At 36.5% G+C, this 18865-nt stretch carries 17 protein-coding genes, 1 pseudogene and 3 riboswitches; of the genes and pseudogenes, 17 read left to right on the top strand and 1 reads right to left on the bottom strand.

What is annotated here, in order from left to right; genetic code table 11:
• The first annotated feature begins 16 nt into the window (after window positions 1–16).
• From ACFHWD_RS14035 to ACFHWD_RS13975, 13 genes and pseudogenes are all read left to right on the top strand, one after another.
• Window positions 17–1210 (top strand): sensor histidine kinase, encoded by a 1194-nt coding sequence (locus tag ACFHWD_RS14035; RefSeq protein WP_150355486.1) that lies wholly within the window; start codon window positions 17–19, stop codon window positions 1208–1210.
• Between the two features lie 171 nt (window positions 1211–1381).
• Window positions 1382–2296, top strand: a complete 915-nt coding sequence (locus tag ACFHWD_RS14030) for an ABC transporter ATP-binding protein (protein ID WP_150355487.1) — start codon at window positions 1382–1384, stop codon at window positions 2294–2296.
• Window positions 2297–2402: 106 nt separating this feature from the next.
• Window positions 2403–2975, top strand: coding sequence for a hypothetical protein (locus tag ACFHWD_RS14025; protein ID WP_378062385.1), 573 nt, complete (start codon window positions 2403–2405; stop codon window positions 2973–2975).
• Window positions 2969–3775 (top strand): ABC transporter permease subunit, encoded by an 807-nt coding sequence (locus ACFHWD_RS14020; RefSeq protein ID WP_150355489.1) that lies wholly within the window; start codon window positions 2969–2971, stop codon window positions 3773–3775. Before ACFHWD_RS14025 ends, ACFHWD_RS14020 begins: the two co-directional genes overlap by 7 nt.
• A gap of 58 nt (window positions 3776–3833) precedes the next feature.
• Window positions 3834–4541, top strand: a complete 708-nt coding sequence (locus tag ACFHWD_RS14015; protein WP_150355490.1) for a lantibiotic protection ABC transporter ATP-binding protein — start codon at window positions 3834–3836, stop codon at window positions 4539–4541.
• A gap of 1 nt (window position 4542) precedes the next feature.
• Window positions 4543–5292, top strand: a complete 750-nt coding sequence (locus ACFHWD_RS14010; protein ID WP_150355491.1) for a lantibiotic immunity ABC transporter MutE/EpiE family permease subunit — start codon at window positions 4543–4545, stop codon at window positions 5290–5292.
• Window positions 5293–6048, top strand: a complete 756-nt coding sequence (locus ACFHWD_RS14005; RefSeq protein WP_150355492.1) for a lantibiotic immunity ABC transporter MutG family permease subunit — start codon at window positions 5293–5295, stop codon at window positions 6046–6048.
• Window positions 6049–6065: 17 nt separating this feature from the next.
• Window positions 6066–6725 carry a response regulator transcription factor gene (locus ACFHWD_RS14000; protein WP_273345431.1) on the top strand — a complete coding sequence of 220 codons (660 nt, stop codon included), beginning with the start codon at window positions 6066–6068 and terminating at the stop codon, window positions 6723–6725.
• Entirely contained in the window at window positions 6716–8083 is a 1368-nt protein-coding gene (locus tag ACFHWD_RS13995) for a sensor histidine kinase (protein WP_378062381.1), read from the top strand. The genes ACFHWD_RS14000 and ACFHWD_RS13995 overlap by 10 nt, the downstream gene beginning before the upstream one ends.
• Window positions 8084–8246: 163 nt before the next feature.
• On the top strand, window positions 8247–8999 hold the full coding sequence (locus tag ACFHWD_RS13990) for an A24 family peptidase (RefSeq protein WP_150355495.1): 753 nt from the start codon (window positions 8247–8249) through the stop codon (window positions 8997–8999).
• 39 nt (window positions 9000–9038) lie between these two features.
• Window positions 9039–9419: pseudogene (locus ACFHWD_RS13985) on the top strand (PhzF family phenazine biosynthesis protein); the annotation flags it as partial.
• A 33-nt stretch (window positions 9420–9452) separates the two neighbouring features.
• Window positions 9453–9550, top strand: a riboswitch (purine riboswitch).
• Between the two features lie 68 nt (window positions 9551–9618).
• Window positions 9619–11325, top strand: coding sequence for an adenine deaminase (ade, locus tag ACFHWD_RS13980; RefSeq protein WP_150355497.1), 1707 nt, complete (start codon window positions 9619–9621; stop codon window positions 11323–11325).
• A gap of 41 nt (window positions 11326–11366) precedes the next feature.
• On the top strand, window positions 11367–12974 hold the full coding sequence (locus tag ACFHWD_RS13975) for a gamma-glutamyltransferase family protein (RefSeq protein ID WP_150355498.1): 1608 nt from the start codon (window positions 11367–11369) through the stop codon (window positions 12972–12974).
• Window positions 12975–13083: 109 nt separating this feature from the next.
• On the opposite strand, the gene ACFHWD_RS13970 is transcribed toward ACFHWD_RS13975, so the two are convergent.
• Window positions 13084–14283 (bottom strand): M20 family metallopeptidase, encoded by a 1200-nt coding sequence (locus ACFHWD_RS13970; protein ID WP_378062378.1) that lies wholly within the window; start codon window positions 14281–14283, stop codon window positions 13084–13086.
• 68 nt (window positions 14284–14351) lie between these two features.
• Window positions 14352–14465: riboswitch (SAM riboswitch) on the bottom strand.
• Between the two features lie 145 nt (window positions 14466–14610).
• Window positions 14611–14712, top strand: a riboswitch (SAM riboswitch).
• Window positions 14713–14836: 124 nt separating this feature from the next.
• Here ACFHWD_RS13970 and ACFHWD_RS13965 point away from each other — a divergent pair.
• From ACFHWD_RS13965 to ACFHWD_RS13950, 4 genes are all read left to right on the top strand, one after another.
• Entirely contained in the window at window positions 14837–15913 is a 1077-nt protein-coding gene (locus ACFHWD_RS13965; protein WP_150355500.1) for a methionine ABC transporter ATP-binding protein, read from the top strand.
• A 39-nt stretch (window positions 15914–15952) separates the two neighbouring features.
• The gene (locus ACFHWD_RS13960) at window positions 15953–16633 is read left to right on the top strand and encodes a methionine ABC transporter permease (RefSeq protein WP_150355501.1); all 681 of its coding nucleotides are present in this window, start codon (window positions 15953–15955) and stop codon (window positions 16631–16633) included.
• Between the two features lie 25 nt (window positions 16634–16658).
• Complete coding sequence (locus tag ACFHWD_RS13955; RefSeq protein ID WP_150355502.1) at window positions 16659–17489, top strand: MetQ/NlpA family ABC transporter substrate-binding protein; 831 nt, start codon at window positions 16659–16661, stop codon at window positions 17487–17489.
• Window positions 17490–17616: 127 nt separating this feature from the next.
• Window positions 17617–18795 carry a PLP-dependent aspartate aminotransferase family protein gene (locus ACFHWD_RS13950; RefSeq protein ID WP_150355503.1) on the top strand — a complete coding sequence of 393 codons (1179 nt, stop codon included), beginning with the start codon at window positions 17617–17619 and terminating at the stop codon, window positions 18793–18795.
• The last annotated feature ends 70 nt before the right edge of the window (window positions 18796–18865 follow it).

The following is an 18865-nucleotide window of genomic DNA, read 5'->3' as shown; positions in this document are numbered from 1 at the left end:
TTCTTATCTAATAGGAATGGTACTTCAAACAGGCTCCTATGTCATAGTGTTTCCATTGTTTATTGCTGTGACAATAGCTGAATTAAAAAACAGTAAAAATATGATGGATACTTTGAAAGTGCTCATGGCTATATTTTCCATATACTTTATAGAAGTCATGCTCAAAGCCCTTAACGGGGCTTATTTTTACTGGAAAAGCAGTTCCTATATAATAAATTATGCAATGGTGTATGCAGTAGTACTTGCAGGTGTGTTTTTAATATCCCTACTCAAGAATACTGTTTTTAAGGGCAGAAACAGATACACGAAAGATTCACTTTGGAGAGCAAGGCTCAGATTGATATTTGCTCTGAGCATACCCATAATGGTGAGTATAAGGCTCATATACCCCTACGTGAATTCCAGAAGTTACGGCGGCTTTTCCTTTGTAATAGACTGGTATATACCCATTGTGATACCTCTCTTTTCAATTGTGCTCATACTTTTCATAATATATAACTATGAAAAGAGCATAGGCATACAGCTGGAATTAAAAAGGGAAGCTGAAGAAAGGCATCGTCTGGAGGAATATGCCTCTGTAGTGGAAGAAATGTACGGACAGACGAGAAAGTTCAAGCACGACTATAAAAATATGCTCCTGCCCCTTAAATGGTATATAGACAGTGGAGATACAAAAGGAATTAAGAAATTTTTTTATGAAAATGTTATGCATATGGATGACCATATAAATTGGAGCAGTACGAATATAGACAAACTTAGGTATATCAGGATTTCAGCTTTGAAAGCCCTTATATCTGCCAAACTCATAGAGGCACTTTCAAAAAATATAGAGGTGAAAGTAGAGATAGTGGAGGACATATCCAGGGCTGACATGAATATAATGGATTTGTGCAGGATAGCTGGAATACTTATGGACAATGCCCTTGAAGGCGCAGGGAAATGTGACACGCCCCGGATGTATTTTTGTGCCTTCAACAAAGGGTCTTATGTGGTTTTGGTTTTTAAAAACAATTTCAAAGGTGAAAGGCCCGTGATTCATAAAATATGGGAGAAAGGTTTTTCTACTAAAGGAGAGGACAGAGGCCTGGGGCTTTACACGGCAAAGAATATAATAGAGAAAAAATACAATAATGTTTTTATGAATACAAGTGCTGAAGACAGTGAATTTATCCAGGAATTATGGATTAAGGATACAACTTCACCAACGTAAAATTTTTATTCATTGCCGTAATAATCAGTATGCTTTTATGAATCCACAGCGGCTGATTTGGAAATATAGATAAAATTGAATATGATATCTGTTAATATTTAAACCGGAAGCTCAAGGGTATTGATATCTTGAAAGTTTCCGGTTTTATTTTTTAAATCAGGAGGGAAAAGCATGGAACCTATTTTGGAAGTTAGAAATCTGAACAAATTCTATAAAAGCAAACAGGTACTTAAAAATATCAGCATTAAAGTATTTAAAGGCGATATATACGGATTTATAGGTCCCAATGGGGCAGGGAAAACTACCACTATAAAAAGCATACTGGGGCTTGTAAGTCCTTCCAGCGGGGAAATTTATATTAAAGGAAGAAATATTGTCAAAGATAAATATAAGAACCCGGGGGATATAGGTGCAATGATAGATTGTCCAAGTTTTTACAATAATCTGTCCGCCTTCAGAAATTTGAAATTGTATGCCAATGTACTGGATCTGAAAGAGGATAGGATAATGGAAGTCCTAAATATGGTACATTTTCAGGAATATAAGGACAGGAGGGTTTCAAATTATTCCATGGGTATGAAACAGAGGCTTGCGGTGGCCAGGGCATTTCTATCCAAACCTGAAATTGTTATATTGGATGAACCCACCAATGGTCTTGACCCGGAAGGTGTAAGGGATATGAGGAACCTGGTAGAAAAGCTTTCAAAAGACGAGAAAGTTACTTTTATATACTGTTCTCACATTTTAAATGAAGTGCAGAATCTGTGCAGCAGGGTGGCAGTCATAAATAAAGGCTCAATTCTGGCAGAGGGCTGCGTGGATGAACTTTTGAACGCTGACAGGGAAAGGTACAGCATATTTACGGGTGAAGCGAAAAAATTGAAAAAGGTGTTAAAGGACTATTGCCTGGAAATGCATGATATTGAAGGTGGAGTTTCCATAGAAATAAACAGGGGGGATTTCAAATTGATAAATAAAGTTATGGCAGAAGAAAATGTGGAGATAAATGATATTGTCAAAAAAAGCACTTCTCTTGAAGAATATTTTATGGAGGAGGTTGGATACTGTGGGTATGATAAAAAATGAGCTTGTAAAATTTTTTGCCTCTTCCAGAATATTTATTTATGGAGGCGCAATACTTCTATTTATACTTGCTGACAATATTGTATTTTAAGATAATTCCCCAAAGGATATGCTTTATTGCGGTTTTTTAAAATCCAATTTGGGAACCCAGATTTTTGTTATACCTATAATTCTGGCACCGGTGGTTTCGGATATATTTACACAGGACTACAGAAGCGGCTGCATGAAATTTTTTCTGCTCTACAAGAACAGAAAAGAGGTGTTTGCAGCAAAGGCGGCGGCACTTGTTTTTATAACAGAAAGCATGCTACTGCTTGTCTTTGCAGTTTTGACAACTATCTATTTGTGCAGAAATGGTGGGCAGGTTTATGGCTGGAAAGCGGAGCTTTTGAAGGAAGCAGCTTTATTTACTGCAGCCCTGGTACCTGTGCTTCTCATATATGCCATGATCTGCATACTCTTTAAAAACAGTGGAATAATATGTATCCTGGTATTTTTGCTGGTTATAATGTCCGACTTTATTCCCAGGGTCCTGGGAGATGTAACTCCCAGAAGATTTTTGTGGGAGTGGGTTTTAAATAATAGGTATCACAGCTCCGATATTGTACTGTTTCTGGCATATTCAATTTTTTTCGCCTTTATGGATATAAGGCTGTTTGTAAGAAAGGAGATTTTATGTTGACCTGGAAATTTTTTAAAAACGAGATAATAAAGATTGTGCGTTCTCAAAAGACATGCATACTGCTGGTATTTGTGCTGTTTATGATTGGGGCCATATGTTACATGATGCACATTGAAAGACTGAATATAATAAACGGTGTTCCTAAAACGAGAAACTACAGCATGCAGCTTAAAATGGAAATATTGAATGTGAACAGTGTAATATTTTTAAAGCTGTTCAGCACTGAATTTGTATTCAGGACAGTAGTACCCTATTTTGTGTTTTTTATGGTAGTGGTTTCAGTGGAGATTTTCGGTGAAGATTTCTTCAGTGGAAATATGAAATATTTTATAAGATTATCCGGAGAAAGGGAACAGCTTTTTAAAGCCAAAGTGCTGGCTGTGATCTTGTATTCATTTTCAGTAGTGGCAGTGACTTTCCTGTTTGGTTTTGCTATAAGCTCCCTGGTATTTGCAGTGAGCTTTCACGGCTTTTTCAGGATTATGTTCATCTATCTGTCGGCAGCTGTGCCTGTGGCTTCTTTCGGCCTTATAATAGGACTTATGTCCATGTTTATAAGAAATAAGAATGTGAGCATAACAATCGGCATTGTACTTTCCATATTCCTGACTGTTTCGGACAGGCTTACGATTACAAGCAGTTTTTCACCCATAGGTGTGCTGGGACTTATGGAGAAGTTGAGAGCGGATAATGTATCTTTGATTTCCCTGCTCATGGCAGATGCAACTTCTGCAGTTTACTTTGCAGCATTTTATTTTGCAGGCAGAAAAATTTTTAAAAAGAAAGAATTCAACTGCTGACCTTATAGAATCCTTATAATTATCTGTTATCATCTTTGTACAGGAAAGGATGATTGAAATGGATAATTTGATTTTGGAAACCAGTGATCTCTGTAAAACCTTCAAGGGGGAATATGCGGTGAAGAACATATCCCTCAAGATAAAGAAAAATTCCATCTATGGACTTCTGGGACCCAATGGGGCGGGAAAATCCACCACACTGAAAATGCTGACAGGTATGCTTCATCCCACAAGCGGGAAGATCTTATTTGAAAACAAGTCCTGGAGCAGGAGCAATTTAAAGGATATAGGGGCACTTATTGAGTCCCCGCCTCTTTATGGAAACCTTACTGCCAGAGAAAATCTCAAGGTGAGAACTACAGTTTTGGGACTGCCGGAGAGCAGAATTGACGAAGTTCTGGGTATGGTTGACCTTGAAAATACGGGAAAAAAGAGGGCACATCAGTTTTCCATGGGTATGAAGCAGCGCCTTGGTATAGCTCTGGCCCTTATAAACCATCCGAAGCTTTTAATTTTGGACGAGCCAACCAACGGACTTGATCCTTTTGGAATACAGCAGTTAAGAGAGCTTGTAAGATCATTTCCAAAGCAGGGTATAACAGTTATACTGTCAAGTCATATACTCAGTGAAGTAGAACAGGTGGCCCGGGAAATAGGAATTATTTCAGGTGGAGTCTTGGGATATCAGGGAGATATGAAAGCAGGAGAGGATCTGGAAAAACTCTTTGTGGAAGTTGCAGGGAAATACAGAAGGGAGGGCGAATAGCATGACAGCATATTTTAAGTCCGAGGCTTTGAAGATAAAACACAGTTTTTCAAAAAAACTTGTTTTTCTGGCACCTGTTTTTACAATAATAGTGTCCCTTTTCCTTTCTGCAGCTTATTTCCATCAAACTGTCTATAACTGGTGGTATGTAATGATACTTCCGGGAATGATATCCATACTGTGCACCCTTGTGGCAAGACAGGACTGCAGAATGAAAAACATGGCAGTGATGCCACTGCCGGTGGATCTTAAAAAAGTGTGGATGTCAAAGATATTTTTGTGCATACTTATTATGATGGAAGCTTCAGCTGTTATTCTGGCCGGTGCTGTAGTTATCGGTAACCTCCTGGGTATAGGTATTTTCAAATTGCCTCTTTTAAATCAGTTTGAAGGAATTTTAGTACTCGTACTCACTTTTTTGTGGCAGATTCCCCTTTACCTTTTTCTTGGAAGCAAAATAGGTATGTTCCCCACAATTATCATAAATATGGCAGCTTATATGGTACTTGGGATATTGTGTGCAGTGAAGAGTTTGCTCTGGATGGTACCTTATGCCATTCCCGCAAGGCTCATGTGTCCCATTTTAAAGATTCTTCCAAATGGTCTGCCGGCTGTCCCGGGAAATCAGACTTTCAGGCCGGAGCTTCTTTCAAAGGGTGTCATTTTGCCTGGAATTGCAATTTCTCTGGTTTTGTTTTTAGTACTTGCATTTGCAACTTCAAAGTGGTATGAAAGACAGGAGGCAAAATAGATGGTTCAGTTATTTAGGCTTGTCAGGGCGGATTTCCAGAAAATAAAGAGGAGCTCTCTTTTGTGGATTCATGTTCTTGTACCATTTTTTATATCGGCGGCATTTGTGGCCTACTATTCAAATTCCACTGTAAATGCAGTTTCGAAGATATCAGGATATTTCGAAGTATTGTCCATAGGGTTTCCTCTCATAATAGGAATAGTGGCAGGTAGTGCAGCGGAGCAGGAAGCAGATGCGGGAAATTTTCAGCAGCTTTTGACGGCAGAGTACAAGACGGCCGGATTTTTAAGCAAAATAGTCATGCTTTTCTTGCTGGAGTTATTTTCCCTGTCCATTGCAGCAGGTGTTTTTGCAGCTGGAATGAAGTTTTCAAAGGTTGATAATCTCATTTCTGCAGCAATTTATGGAAAAATTGTTTTACTGCTTTTTTCAAGCATGGTATTCCTATATTTTCTCCATGTACTCTGCAGCCTGAGATTTGGCAGCGGGGCGTCCATAGGTCTTGGAATCGGGGAAAGTCTGATTTCAGCTCTGATGCTCACAGGCCTTGGAGATGGAATATGGAAGTGGATTCCCTGTGCCTTTGGAGTGAGATTTTCCTATTATTATATTGGTTTAAATGCAAATACTGCAAATAGTGCCTATATTATAGAAGATTTTAAAAGTGGAATTTATACCTGCACTGTAATGACAATTGCTATAATTATAATAAGTGTGGTTTTCTTTCATTCTTTTGAGGGAAGAAACGGAGATTGAGCAGATGAGGTGATAAAATGGCTAGGATACTGGCAATTGACGATGAAGAGGGTATTCTTGAAATTATAAAAGCTGCACTTTCCAGGGAAGGACATGAAGTTACTGCTGTCAGCAATTTTTCAAATTTTACGGTGGAAAAATGTCAGGATTACGATCTGATACTTCTGGATATAATGATGCCGGATATGGACGGATTTACCCTCTGCAGGAAGATCCGTGATCTGGTGGATTGCCCTATTATATTTTTGACGGCGAAGACCTCTGAAGAAGACATTATAAAGGGACTTGGACTGGGTGGAGATGATTATATTACAAAGCCTTTTGGAATTGGAGAGCTCAGATCCCGTGTGGCAGCTCATCTAAGAAGAGAGCACAGGGAGAAACACAACAGTTTTGCCCTGGGAAAAATTAAATTTAAAATGTCCGCAAAAGAAGTTTATGTAAAAGACAAACTGGTGCCTCTGACAAAGGGCGAGTATGAAATCAGTGAATTTTTAGCACTAAACCACGGCCAGGTGTTTTCCAGGGAGAAGATATATGAGTCCGTATTTGGATTTGACGGGAAAAGCGACAGTTCTGCCGTAGTGGAGCATATAAAAAACATAAGGGCAAAGTTTGGCAGCGTTAATTGCAATCCAATAAGGACAGTCTGGGGGATTGGCTACAAATGGGTTTAAAGAATAGTAAAAGCTTTAGAAGTTTATTTGTGGAATATATTATATATTTTATTTTCAGTACTTTTATACTCTTTCTGTTTGTCTTCTTTGGATTTGATTTTATGCTGAAAGCAAATATTGTATTTCCAGCCAATTATTTTGAAAAGAAAATCCAGCAAAATGGGAATGAAATTGCAAGGGCGGAGAAGGTAACTGAAGCTCTGGTGCCTGAAGGCTGCCAGTATGGTGTTTACAGCAGGCAGGGCAAAGTTCTCTATGGAAATTTTAAAGCCGGGGAATTTCAGGAGGTATGGAGGGATTTTAAAAACAATAAAATGAATTCAGGGAGAAATGGCTATTACAAGTTTTTTTACAGAAGTAATGAAATCTGTATTGTCAGGTATCCGCTGAGAGCGCAGTTTACAAATCTATTTCTTAGGAAATATTTTCCTGATATTGAAAATTTATTATATATTCTTGCATTCTTAATTTTTATAATGGAGGTACTTTTACTTTCTGCAAGATTTGGAAGATATTTTTCAAAAGAGATGGATATATTGATGAAAATTACAGAAAGGATAAAACAGCGGAATCTTGATTTTAGTCCCCGGCATTCAAGAATCCATGAAATTGATAGAGTTATAAACTCTTTGGATCAGATGAAAAGGGCATTGAAGGATTCACTGGAAAAACAGTGGAATATGGAAAGTGCAAGAAAAAATCAAATTTCTTCACTGGCCCATGATATAAAAACACCACTTACCATTATAAGGGGAAATGCAGAACTTATGAAAGAGAGCTGCAGTGATTCTGAGGCTATGAAATACAACCAGCATATTCTTGAAAGCGCCGGTGAAATTGAACATTATCTGGAACTGCTTATGGATATGATAAAATCGGAAAGCAGTATTGATTTTAATCCGGTTAAAATAGATACGAAAACATTTTTTAAAAAGGTGGAAAGCCAGGGGAAGGCTCTTGCAGCTAGGAGGGATCTTCAATTTGAGAACAGCAAAGGGGAAAATGTACCGGAATTTTTTCGTGGAGATGAAAATTTACTGTACAGGGCCCTTTTAAATGTTATATCAAATGCAGTTGAATATTCCCCGGAAGGTGGAAAGATTAATTTCAAACTGGAGAGAAAGGATCACAGGATAAGTTTCTCAGTTGAAGACAGTGGAAGGGGATTTTCAAAGGAGGAACTGCAGCTGGCCGGGGAACAATTTTACAGGGGTGACAGCAGCAGAAACTCAAGAGATCATTATGGAATGGGACTTTTTATTGCCAAGTCCTTTGTAAGGCTTCATAGAGGCTGTATAAAATTATCAAATTCTAAAATTACGGGAGGAGCTCTTGTAATACTTGAAATACCATTCTAGCTAAAGCATCCTCTTTTAGTTTAATATTTACCACCGTATATTTCGGATGATTATAGAAAAGCCATCCTTGATAATATATGCATAATCGGAATATTCGCAGCAAGATTTGTTCATAATGTAAAAAGGTATATACTATAAATTATATAGAAATTGGAGAGTGTATATGAATATTTATCTTGCTGCTTTTATCTTTATTTTTGGAGCTGCCATTGGAAGTTTCCTAAATGTGTGTATTTACAGGATACCAAGGGGCGAGTCCGTTGTATATCCTCCTTCACACTGCACAAACTGCAGTGCTAAAATAAAGTGGTTTGATCTGATGCCCATTATAAGTTACATTGTACTAGGAGGAAAATGCAGACACTGTGGTGTAAAAATATCTGTAAGATATCCTGTAATAGAATCTGCTGCAGCACTTCTATATCTGATGCTCTATGCGAAACTGGGAATAGGTCTTGAGTTTGTAAAATATGCTATATTTATAAGTGTTTTAATTGTAGTGGGAATGATAGATTTTGACACTACTGATGTTTATTTTAAGACAACGGCAGCAGGTATTATCTTTGCTCTGATATTTATTGCATTGTATTGGTATATGGGTTTTGAAATAAAGAATTTTATTCTTGGAGGAATTTTAGGTGGAATATTTTTTATAAGTATTATAATTGCAACAAGAGGAGGAATGGGATGGGGTGACATGGAAATCTGTCTTTTCTGTGGACTGTTTCTGGGGTTTAAATTCACTCTGGTGATGATGCTTTTAGCTTTTGTACTAGGCTCAGCTGCAGGAGTGATTCTGATTTTATCAGGTAAGAAATCCAGAAAAGACTATATACCTTTTGGACCATTTATTTCAATGGCCTCAATTATAACTATTTTTTGGGGTGTTGATATACTGAATTTTTATATATTTTAAAGAATATTGATAATTGTCTAAATAATAGTATAGTATAATATAAAAACATATTTATCGAGAGACTTGTTTATAGTATTAGAAACAGAAGAGCAGGTTAAAAAATTAACCCCAAATTTTTCTAAGATGGTAAAACTGGATAAGGGGTTAGGAGTTATTGTTACAGCTAAAGGTACAGATGTGGATTTTGTGTCACGTTGTTTTTATCCAAAACTCGGTGTAAATGAAGACCCTGTAACGGGGTCAGCACACAGCAATTTGGTACCATTTTGGTCACGGATATTGAATAAAAGGGTAATGGTAGCTAAGCAGTTATCAGAACGTGGGGGAATATTGTACTGCAAGATGGCTGGAGATAGAGTTAAAATAAGTGGAAGAGCTGTACCTTATATGATAGGAGATATTAATATTATTCAGAATTGACAAAAAATTTTTATATAGTATAATTTAATTAAATAAAAGTTAACATAGGTCACTTATATAAGCTCATAATGAGGTTGAGCGTTTCTACCAGCTACCGTAAATAGTTGATTATAAGTATATTTAGAGATAGGTATATTATAATTATTTTTCGGTAGCTGGTTTTTTTATACCTTTCTCTAAATGAGAAAGGAGAATATTAATGAGAAATAGAGTGAAAAAACAAAGTGCAGCAATGGGAAATGAAAAATCGGATATTGTATTAAAAGGAGGCAATATAGTAAATGTATTTACAGAAGAAATAATTAAAGGCGATGTGGCCATTGTAGAAGATACGGTCGTTGGAATTGGCAAATATAGTGGAGAAAAAGAAATAGATTGTACTGGTGAGTACATTGTACCGGGTTTTATAGATGCCCATATGCATATGGAATCAACCATGGTCATGCCCCTTGAACTGGCAAAAGTGATTCTCAAATGGGGAACTACCACGTTGATTGCTGATCCCCATGAGCTGGTTAATGTAAGAGGTGAGAAGGCGTTGGATTTTTTGTTGGATGCCACGGAGCATATACCTCTTAATATATATATAATGATACCTTCATCGGTACCAGCTACTCAATTCGATACCAATGGAGCAGGTAAATTTCTTGCAAAAGATATGAAAAAATACAGAAATCACCCTAGAGTTCTTGGACTTGGGGAAGTTATGTGTTTTCATGATGCAATAGAGGGTAAAAAGGAGATAATGGATAAAATTATTCTGTTTGAGGATAAGATTATAGATGGACATGCTCCTGAAATAAAGGGGAAAGAAATCCAGTCCTATCGTATGGCAGGCATTGACGATGATCATGAATGTATTACTTTTGAGGAAGCACTTGAAAAGATGAGGTCGGGTTTTCACATTTTAATAAGAGAGGGAAGTGGAGCTAAAAATTTGGAAACCATTGTAAAGGGAATTCTTCATGAGAAACTTCCTTTTGAACAATGCATGTTTTGTACTGATGACAAACAGTTAGACGATATTGAGAAGGAAGGTCACATAAGTTATAATATAAAGAAGGCTATTGAGCTTGGGGTACCACCTATTAAAGCAATTAAAATGGCTACCTATTACCCAGCTGAGTTTTACGGACTTAAAAATCATGGAGCCGTTGCCGCAGGGTATATGGCAGATATCGTGGTTTTGAAGGATTTAAATCAGGTAAAAGTGGATTTTGTTTTAAAATCTGGACATATTATAGACGATAATTATCTATCTCTGTTTAAATATGAAATTAAAGAAAAAGAAATGTTAAATACAGTTATTTTTAAGTCTATTGATGAAGAAAGATTGCTGCTGAAAAGGAAACAGAAAAATCACGTAATAGAAATTGTAAAAAGACAACTGACAACAGAACATCTTTTTGAAAAAATTCCAGGAAAGGGAGATATTTTTGTACCAAATGGGGACTATAATAAACTCTGTGTAATAGAAAGGCATGGAAAGACAAATCATGTATCAGTAGCTCCATTAAAAGGATTTGGAATAGAAAGAGGTGCAATTGCAACTACGGTGTCTCATGATTCCCATAACATTATAGTTGCCGGCGATAATGACGGAGATATAGTTGCTGCAGTTAATTGTTTAAAAAAACTACAGGGCGGATATGTCATTGCCTCAAATGGAAAGATAATTGAAAGTTTGCCTCTTCCAATTGGGGGATTGATGAGTAATCTGCCAAGTGGTGTAGTTCAGAGGAAAGTAAAGACTATGATTGATACTGCCAGGAAAATGGGAGTTCATGATGGAATAGATCCTTTTATTACTTTGTCATTTATGGCACTTCCTGTCATTCCTAAAATCCGACTTACGGATAAGGGCTTATTTGATGTGGAGAAAATTGAAATGATAACAGAAAATTAAGAAGTGCAATTATGCAATTAAATATATTTGGGAGGATAACTATGAGATCTGATAATTTATATAATCCATATAAAACGTCCAGGGCTGTATCCTATGGGAAGAATGGGATGGTAGCTACTTCACAGAATTTTGCAGCAGAGGCTGGGTTTGAGATTCTAAAAAATGGAGGGAATGCTGTAGATGCTGCTGTGGCTGCAGCAGCAGCCTTAACTGTATGCGAACCCACTTCCAATGGAATTGGAGGAGATGCTTTTGCGATAGTTTATTATAAGGGAAAACTCTATGGCTTAAATTCCAGTGGACCCTCACCAGAAAAAATATCTGTGGATATGTTGAGAAGTAAGGGGTATAAACAAATGCCGAGGTTCGGATGGGCACCTGTAAATGTTCCAGGTATTCCTGCTGCATGGTCGGCGCTTTGGAAAAGATTTGGGAAGCTTCCTTTTGAAAAACTTTTAGCACCTGCTGTGGAATATGCAGAAGAAGGTTATCCTGTTACGCCTACTGTAGGGCACCTTTGGGAAAAATCCTACAGAGAATTCAAACATTATTTGAAAGGTGACGAATTTAAATACTGGTTTGAAACTTTCTCACCTAAGGAAAGAGCACCTAGGATAGGAGAAATTGTAACTTTAAGGGATCACGGGAAAACTTTAAAAACTATAGCTGAGACCTTAGGAGAAGCTTTTTACAGGGGAGAACTGGCGGAAAAAATAGATAAATTCTCCAAAGATACTGGTGGATACATAAGAAGAGAGGATCTTGAAAAATTTCAACCGGAGTGGATGGATCCAATAAGTGTAAATTATAGGGGCTATGATGTATATGAAATGCCTCCAAATGGACAGGGAATAACAGCTTTAATGGCACTTAATATACTGAAGGGGTTTGAATTTGGTGAAAAAGACTCAGTGGATACCTGTCACAAGCAGATTGAAGCCATAAAATTGGCTTTTGAAGATTCTTTAAAATATGTTACTGATGCAAAAAAAATGAAAGTCAATATAGGAGACTTATTATCTGAATCTTATGCAGAAGAGAGAAGAAAGCAAATAACAGAAACTGCTTTCATGCCCAAGGTGTATAAAAATATAAACGGTGGAACTGTTTATCTTGCCACTGCAGATGGCGAGGGAAACATGGTATCTTATATACAGAGCAATTATATGGGTTTTGGTTCTGGCTTGGTTGTACCTGGAACGGGAATTGCCCTTCACAATAGGGGAAATAGCTTTTCACTTGATCCAAATCATGTAAATTTCCTGGAACCTGAAAAGAAACCCTACCATACTATAATTCCAGGATTTTTGATGAAAGGTAATAGGCCCATAGGTCCCTTCGGAGTTATGGGAGCATTTATGCAGCCGCAGGGGCATATTCAAGTACTGATGAATTTTATTGACTTTGGGTTGAATCCTCAGGCGGCATTGGATGCACCCAGATGGTTCTGGACCTCAGGTAAAAATGTAAGCCTTGAAAAGCAGTTTTCTTCAAATTTGGCAGAGAATTTGTATGAAAGAGGTCATGATGTAGATTATGAAATTGATACAAGTGTATTTGGCAGGGGACAGATAATATGGAAAAATGAAAATGGAGTTCTATTCGGTGGTACAGATTGGAGAAGTGATGGTACTGTATATTCCTGGTAGGTAATTTTATCCGACCGCTACCATTGCTAAAACTATCAACTCCTTAAAGTTGTAGATAAGTGCCGGCAACCATCGGATAAAGGTTCAGGTGGATACCTGTAAATATTTTTTAGGAATGCTGCCTGCTGAATTCTTCCTTAATTGCATTGAGTTTGTTTTTATCAGTAAGCAGAGTGAGGCCTGTCAGTGCTAGAGCTTTGGCTCCAATTATAAGAGCATTATCTCCTTGTTTTGATATAGCGGCTTCACGGAATTCTGGAGTATGGCCTACTAATTTGTCATCTCCTATTTTTATATGGGGATGTATAGTTGGAACCACATGGCTCACGTTACCCGCGTCTGTAGAACCAAGCCCTTCTGGAATTTTATTTTTTATATGAACTCCCAGTGATTCTAGATTTTCTGCAAACACATCATCAAATTTGTCGTTTACGAGAAAATTATCTATCTTATTCTGGAAAAAACTTATGTTAACCTTAGTTCCTGTGCTCAAAGATGCTCCTCTGGCAATATTTTTAACTTTTTCTGTAACCTGATCGCAGGTATTTCTTTCAGAGGCACGTATGAAAAATTTTGCTCTGGCATAATCCGGAACTATGTTTGGGGCATATCCGCCATCGGTTATTATACCGTGTATTCTCACATCACTGGTTACATGTTGTCTTAGGGCATTTATTCCATTAAATAATTGGATTACTCCATCAAGGGCGTTTATTCCTTTTTCAGGACAAGCTGCTGCATGAGCGGCTTTTCCTATAAATTCAAATTGAATTGGGTCATTGGCCAGAGATTTAACCGTTCTATAGTTCTCATTTCCAGGATGAATCATCATACAGGCGTCTACATCCTTAAATAAATTATGTTTTACAAAGCTCGCTTTTGCACTGCCATTTTCTCCTCCTTCTTCAGCAGGAGTACCAAATACAACAATTTCCCCGCCAGTTTCATCTATAAGCTTTGACAGGGAAATAGCTGCAGCTGTACTTGCCGTGCCTATGATGTTGTGGCCGCAGGCATGTCCTAAATTGGGAAGAGCATCATATTCTGCCAAAAATCCGATAACTGTACTGGAATTTTTATTTGATTTTTTCCTGGCTATAAAAGAAGTAGGATGGCCTGCTGCTGCTTTTTCTATAGAAAATCCTTCCTTTTTCAAGGTATCTATAAGTAATTTGGAAGAAAAAAATTCCTCATTTCCTATCTCAGGATGACTGTGTATTTGGTGGCTTATATTTATATAAGCATTTTTGCTATTTTCGATTCCATTTATTATGTCCTGTTGAAAATCCTTGATATATTTTATGTTCATAATAAAAACCTCCTCTTTTTTGCATAAAAAAATCTTCTTTGAAACAAAGAAGAGATATTTAAATTCTCTTCTTATCTTTCAAGCCTATAAAAATAAACTTGCTGGAATTGGCACAGTATCTTTTAAAAAGATCTGCTGCCGAGGTTTCAAAGGGCCGTTCCCTCCACCTCTCTGGATAAGAATTTTGCATATTAAACTGACTACTAAACATAATAGAGCTTTTAAGTAATTTTGTCAACAAAAATGATTATTAGAAATTACATATTGACATAATAAAAATAAGTTGTATAATTTAGCTTATAAAGTAATTTGAAAAAATTGAATATATCCTTATCAAGAGAAACTGAGGGACTGGCCCTTTGAAGTTTCAGCAACCACATTTGTGTGATGGTGCTAAATCCAGCAGAACGTTGTTCTGAAAGATGAGGAAAGGTATAAAAACCCTTCCGCGGGTTTTTTTTAATGCCGTGTATCCCCTTCTTTTAGGAAGGGGATTTTTTATGAATAAAATTACTGTAAAATTGCAATAGATGATTTTAGAGGAGGGAAAAGTATGATATGGCTAAAAAATATCAACAAGATTTATACAGGTAAAACTAATACAGTGGAAGCCTTAAAAAATGTCAATCTTCACATTAAAGCTGGTGAGATCTTTGGAATCATAGGGTACAGTGGAGCGGGAAAAAGCACTTTAATTCGCTGTATAAATTTATTGGAAAAGCCGACTTCCGGAGAAGTAATCGTAAATGGAAAGAATCTAACTCGTTTATCTCCAAGAGAATTGAGAGAGAGCAGAGAAAAAATTGGAATGATATTTCAAAATTTTAATCTCATGAAAAATAGAACGGTATTTGAGAATGTGGCCTATCCTTTAAAGAGAAAGGGCTTTAGCAAAAATGAGATAGAGAAAAAAGTACTGGATCTTTTAAGACTGGTGGAACTAAATGACAAAATAAAAGTGTATCCTTCACAGCTGAGCGGCGGGCAAAAACAGAGAGTTGGAATTGCCAGGGCACTGGCCAATGATCCTGAAGTGCTTTTATGTGACGAGGCCACATCGGCTCTGGATCCACAGACAACTCAGTCAATTTTAAAACTTTTAAAAGGTATTAATGAAAATTTGAAATTGACTATAGTAGTAATAACTCATCAAATGGAGGTAGTAAAGGAAATATGTCAGAGAGTGGCAGTAATAGATTCTGGTGAAATAGTTGAACAGGGGAATATAATAGATATATTTACAAATCCAAAAGCTCCTATAACCAAAAAATTTATATCTTCACTATTTCATTATGAGAAAATATATGATTTTCTTGAAAAGGGAAGTTCGATGGGTGAACTTAAACAGGTAACTGAAGGAGAAAGTATTGTTAAAATATCCTTTACAGGGCAAAAAACAGGTCAGGCATTTATCTCGAAAATTTCTCGAAAATTTAAAATAGATGCCAGTATACTATTTGGGAATGTAGAAATTATTCAAAATGTACCTATAGGAAATTTGATAGTGAAGTTAAATGGAACGGATGAGAGTATAGATAATTCAATAGCATACCTTGAAGAAAATAGCATACATGTGGAATACGTAGGTATTAAAAATGATAGTGATAAATTAAAAGTTGGAAGTAATTGAATCTAAAATATGAATTTTTAAATTTTTGAAGGTGATAAAATGAATGAATTTTTAGCAAAAATAGCACCAAATTTGGTGAATTTATATCCTGAAATGCTAAAAGCCATATTTGAAACTTTTTATATGGTGGCTGTTTCAGGAATTATATCTACAGTAGCTGGAACAATAATGGGAATTACCCTGGTTGTTACACAAGAAGGAGGTATACTTGAAAATAGAATTGTTAACAGTATACTTGGCAAAATAATAAATATTTTCAGATCTATACCATTTATTATCCTTCTTGCAGCTATAATCCCACTTACAAGACTTTTAGTAGGTACTACCATAGGTACAAGAGGAGCCCTGGTGCCTCTTATATTCGGCTGTACTCCATTTATTGCCAGGCAAATTGAATCTGCGCTGCTTGAAATAGATAAGGGAGTAATTGAAGCGGCGCAATCAATGGGTTCAGGTCCCTTTGGAATAATTTTCAGAGTAATGCTTCTTGAAGGACTGCCGGGAATCATTCATTCTCTTACAATAACAATTATAAGTCTTATTGGATTATCTGCTATGGCAGGTACTGTAGGAGGAGGGGGTCTTGGCGATTTCGCCATACGCTATGGATATCAATATTTCCAGACAGATGTTATGGTAGCTACTATAATTGTGCTCTTGATTATTGTAAATGTCATTCAATTTGTAGGAGATATTTTATCAAAAATAACAACACATTAATTTAAAGATTAGGGAGGTCTTAGTAATGAAAAAAATTTTAGTGTTATTTTTAACACTCGTATTATCTTTAGGGGTTTTGGCAGGCTGTGGTTCTAGTAACAGTGCTGGACAAACTTCTAGCAGTAAAAAGCAGGTGGTTAAGATAGGCATAACCGGTGATGATCATAAGATTTGGGACAAAGTTAAAGAAAATCTGGCAAAGGAAAATATTGATCTGCAGATTGTGAGTTTTTCAGATTACGTACGTCCTAATATGGCACTTTCCGATGGTGAAATTGACTTGAATTCATTTCAACACTATGCTTATCTCAATAAATTTAAAGCACAACACAATCTGAAAATCAGTGCTATAGGTGAGACTGTACTCGCACCGCTTGGAGTATACTCACATAAAATAAAATCCATTAAAGACATTAAAGAAGGTGCAAAAATAGCTATTCCAAATGATCCTACAAATGAGGGCAGAGGATTGAACCTGCTTCAAAGTGCAGGCTTGATAAAATTGAAAGAGGGAGTGGGACTTCTACCAAAACTTCAAGATGTAACTGGAAATCCAAAGAATATTCAATTTGTAGAACTTGTTGCTACCCAAATTCCCAGATCACTTGAAGATGTAGATGCAGCTATAATAAACAGTGGTGTGGCTATAGATGCCAAACTTAATCCAGTTAAGGATTCAATTTATCTAGAGGATGTATCAAATAAAAATGCAAAGCCGTATATAAATGTAATTGCAGCTAGAGATAAAGATAAAAACAATGCCACTTATAAAAAGGTGGTTAAAGCCTATCAGACTGACGAGATAAAACAGCTTATAAAAGACACATATAAAGGATCAGAAATTCCTGTTTTTTAAGTCTGATTAAAATGAAGAGAATATTATTTTATAAAGATATTTACTTGTGTAGAGGATTTAGATAAAATAGATGTTATATAAGTTGTAAGTATAAGAATAATATTAGCAGTATTTGGAGGAGTTTATTATGAATAGAAGTTTTGCTACAAAGCTCATTCACCGTGGAGAACAAAATCCGGAATCCATTTCTAAATCCAAGACTTTGCCTATTTCTATGACTTCTGTATTTGCTTTTGATGATGTGGAAACACTGGATGAAGTCTATGAGGGAAAGGCCAAAGGGTATGTGTATTCCAGAAATGGAAATCCAGTTCATGATGCATTGAAGGAAATAATGTTCAGTATCGATGAAGGAGAGGATGCGCAGGTTTTTTCATCTGGCATGGCAGCTGTTTCCATGTCTATTTTATCTCTGGTAAAGGCAGGAGATCATATAATTGCAGATAATGTACTATACGGTGGAACTTATCAATTTCTTAAGAATGAATTGAGTAAATTCAATATAGATGTTACTTTTGTGAATACTATAAATGATTCCATAGAGAAATATTTCAGACCTAATACAAAATTGGTGTATGTGGAAACTATATCGAATCCGCTTATGGAGGTTGCTGACTTGAGGACAATATCAAATATTGCTCATGTTCATAAAGCCAAATTGATTGTGGACAACACTTTTGCCACTCCTATAGTATGCCAACCAATAAAACTTGGAGCAGATATAGTGGTGTATAGCGCTACAAAATATTTGTGTGGCCACAGTGATGTAACTGGTGGAATTGTGGTTTCAGATAAATATCTTACTCAAAATATAAGAAATATATCTGCACTCTATGGACCTATGATGAGTCCTTTTGATGCATGGCTTCTTATAAGAAGTCTTAGGACTCTGGAAATTAGAATGATTAAGCATTCCCAAAATGCTATGCAATTGGGAGATTTCTTGGAGAAGCACAGTAAAGTGAAAAAAGTTCATTATCCTGGATTGAAATCTTCACCTTCCAACAAAATGGCCAGTAAAAATTTCATCAATGGTTTGTATGGAGGAATGTTGAGCATTGATGTTGTAAATGGTGAAAGGGGAGCTTATGAACTTATAAGGGCACTCGACACTGTGAAATTTGTACCTAGCCTAGCAGGTGTGGCTACATCTGTATCATATCCCGTAAAGACTTCACATAGGGCACTAAATGATGATGAACTGCGTAAAGCAGGTATATCCAAGGGCCTAATACGTATTTCTACAGGTCTTGAAGATGTAGATGATTTGATCTCTGAATTTGACAAGGCTTTAAATAAAATATGAAAACTTGGTAAAATAATTTTTATGAGACTGTTGCACAGATAGTGTAACAGTTTCTCTTTGTTTCTGTAAT

It is taken from the genome of Clostridium sp. MT-14, from assembly GCF_042436595.1.
Taxonomy (GTDB): Bacteria; Bacillota; Clostridia; order Clostridiales; family Clostridiaceae; genus Clostridium_B; species Clostridium_B aromativorans.
Note: the sequence above shows the minus strand (reverse complement) of the source record. Positions and strands in the feature narration are given on the sequence as shown.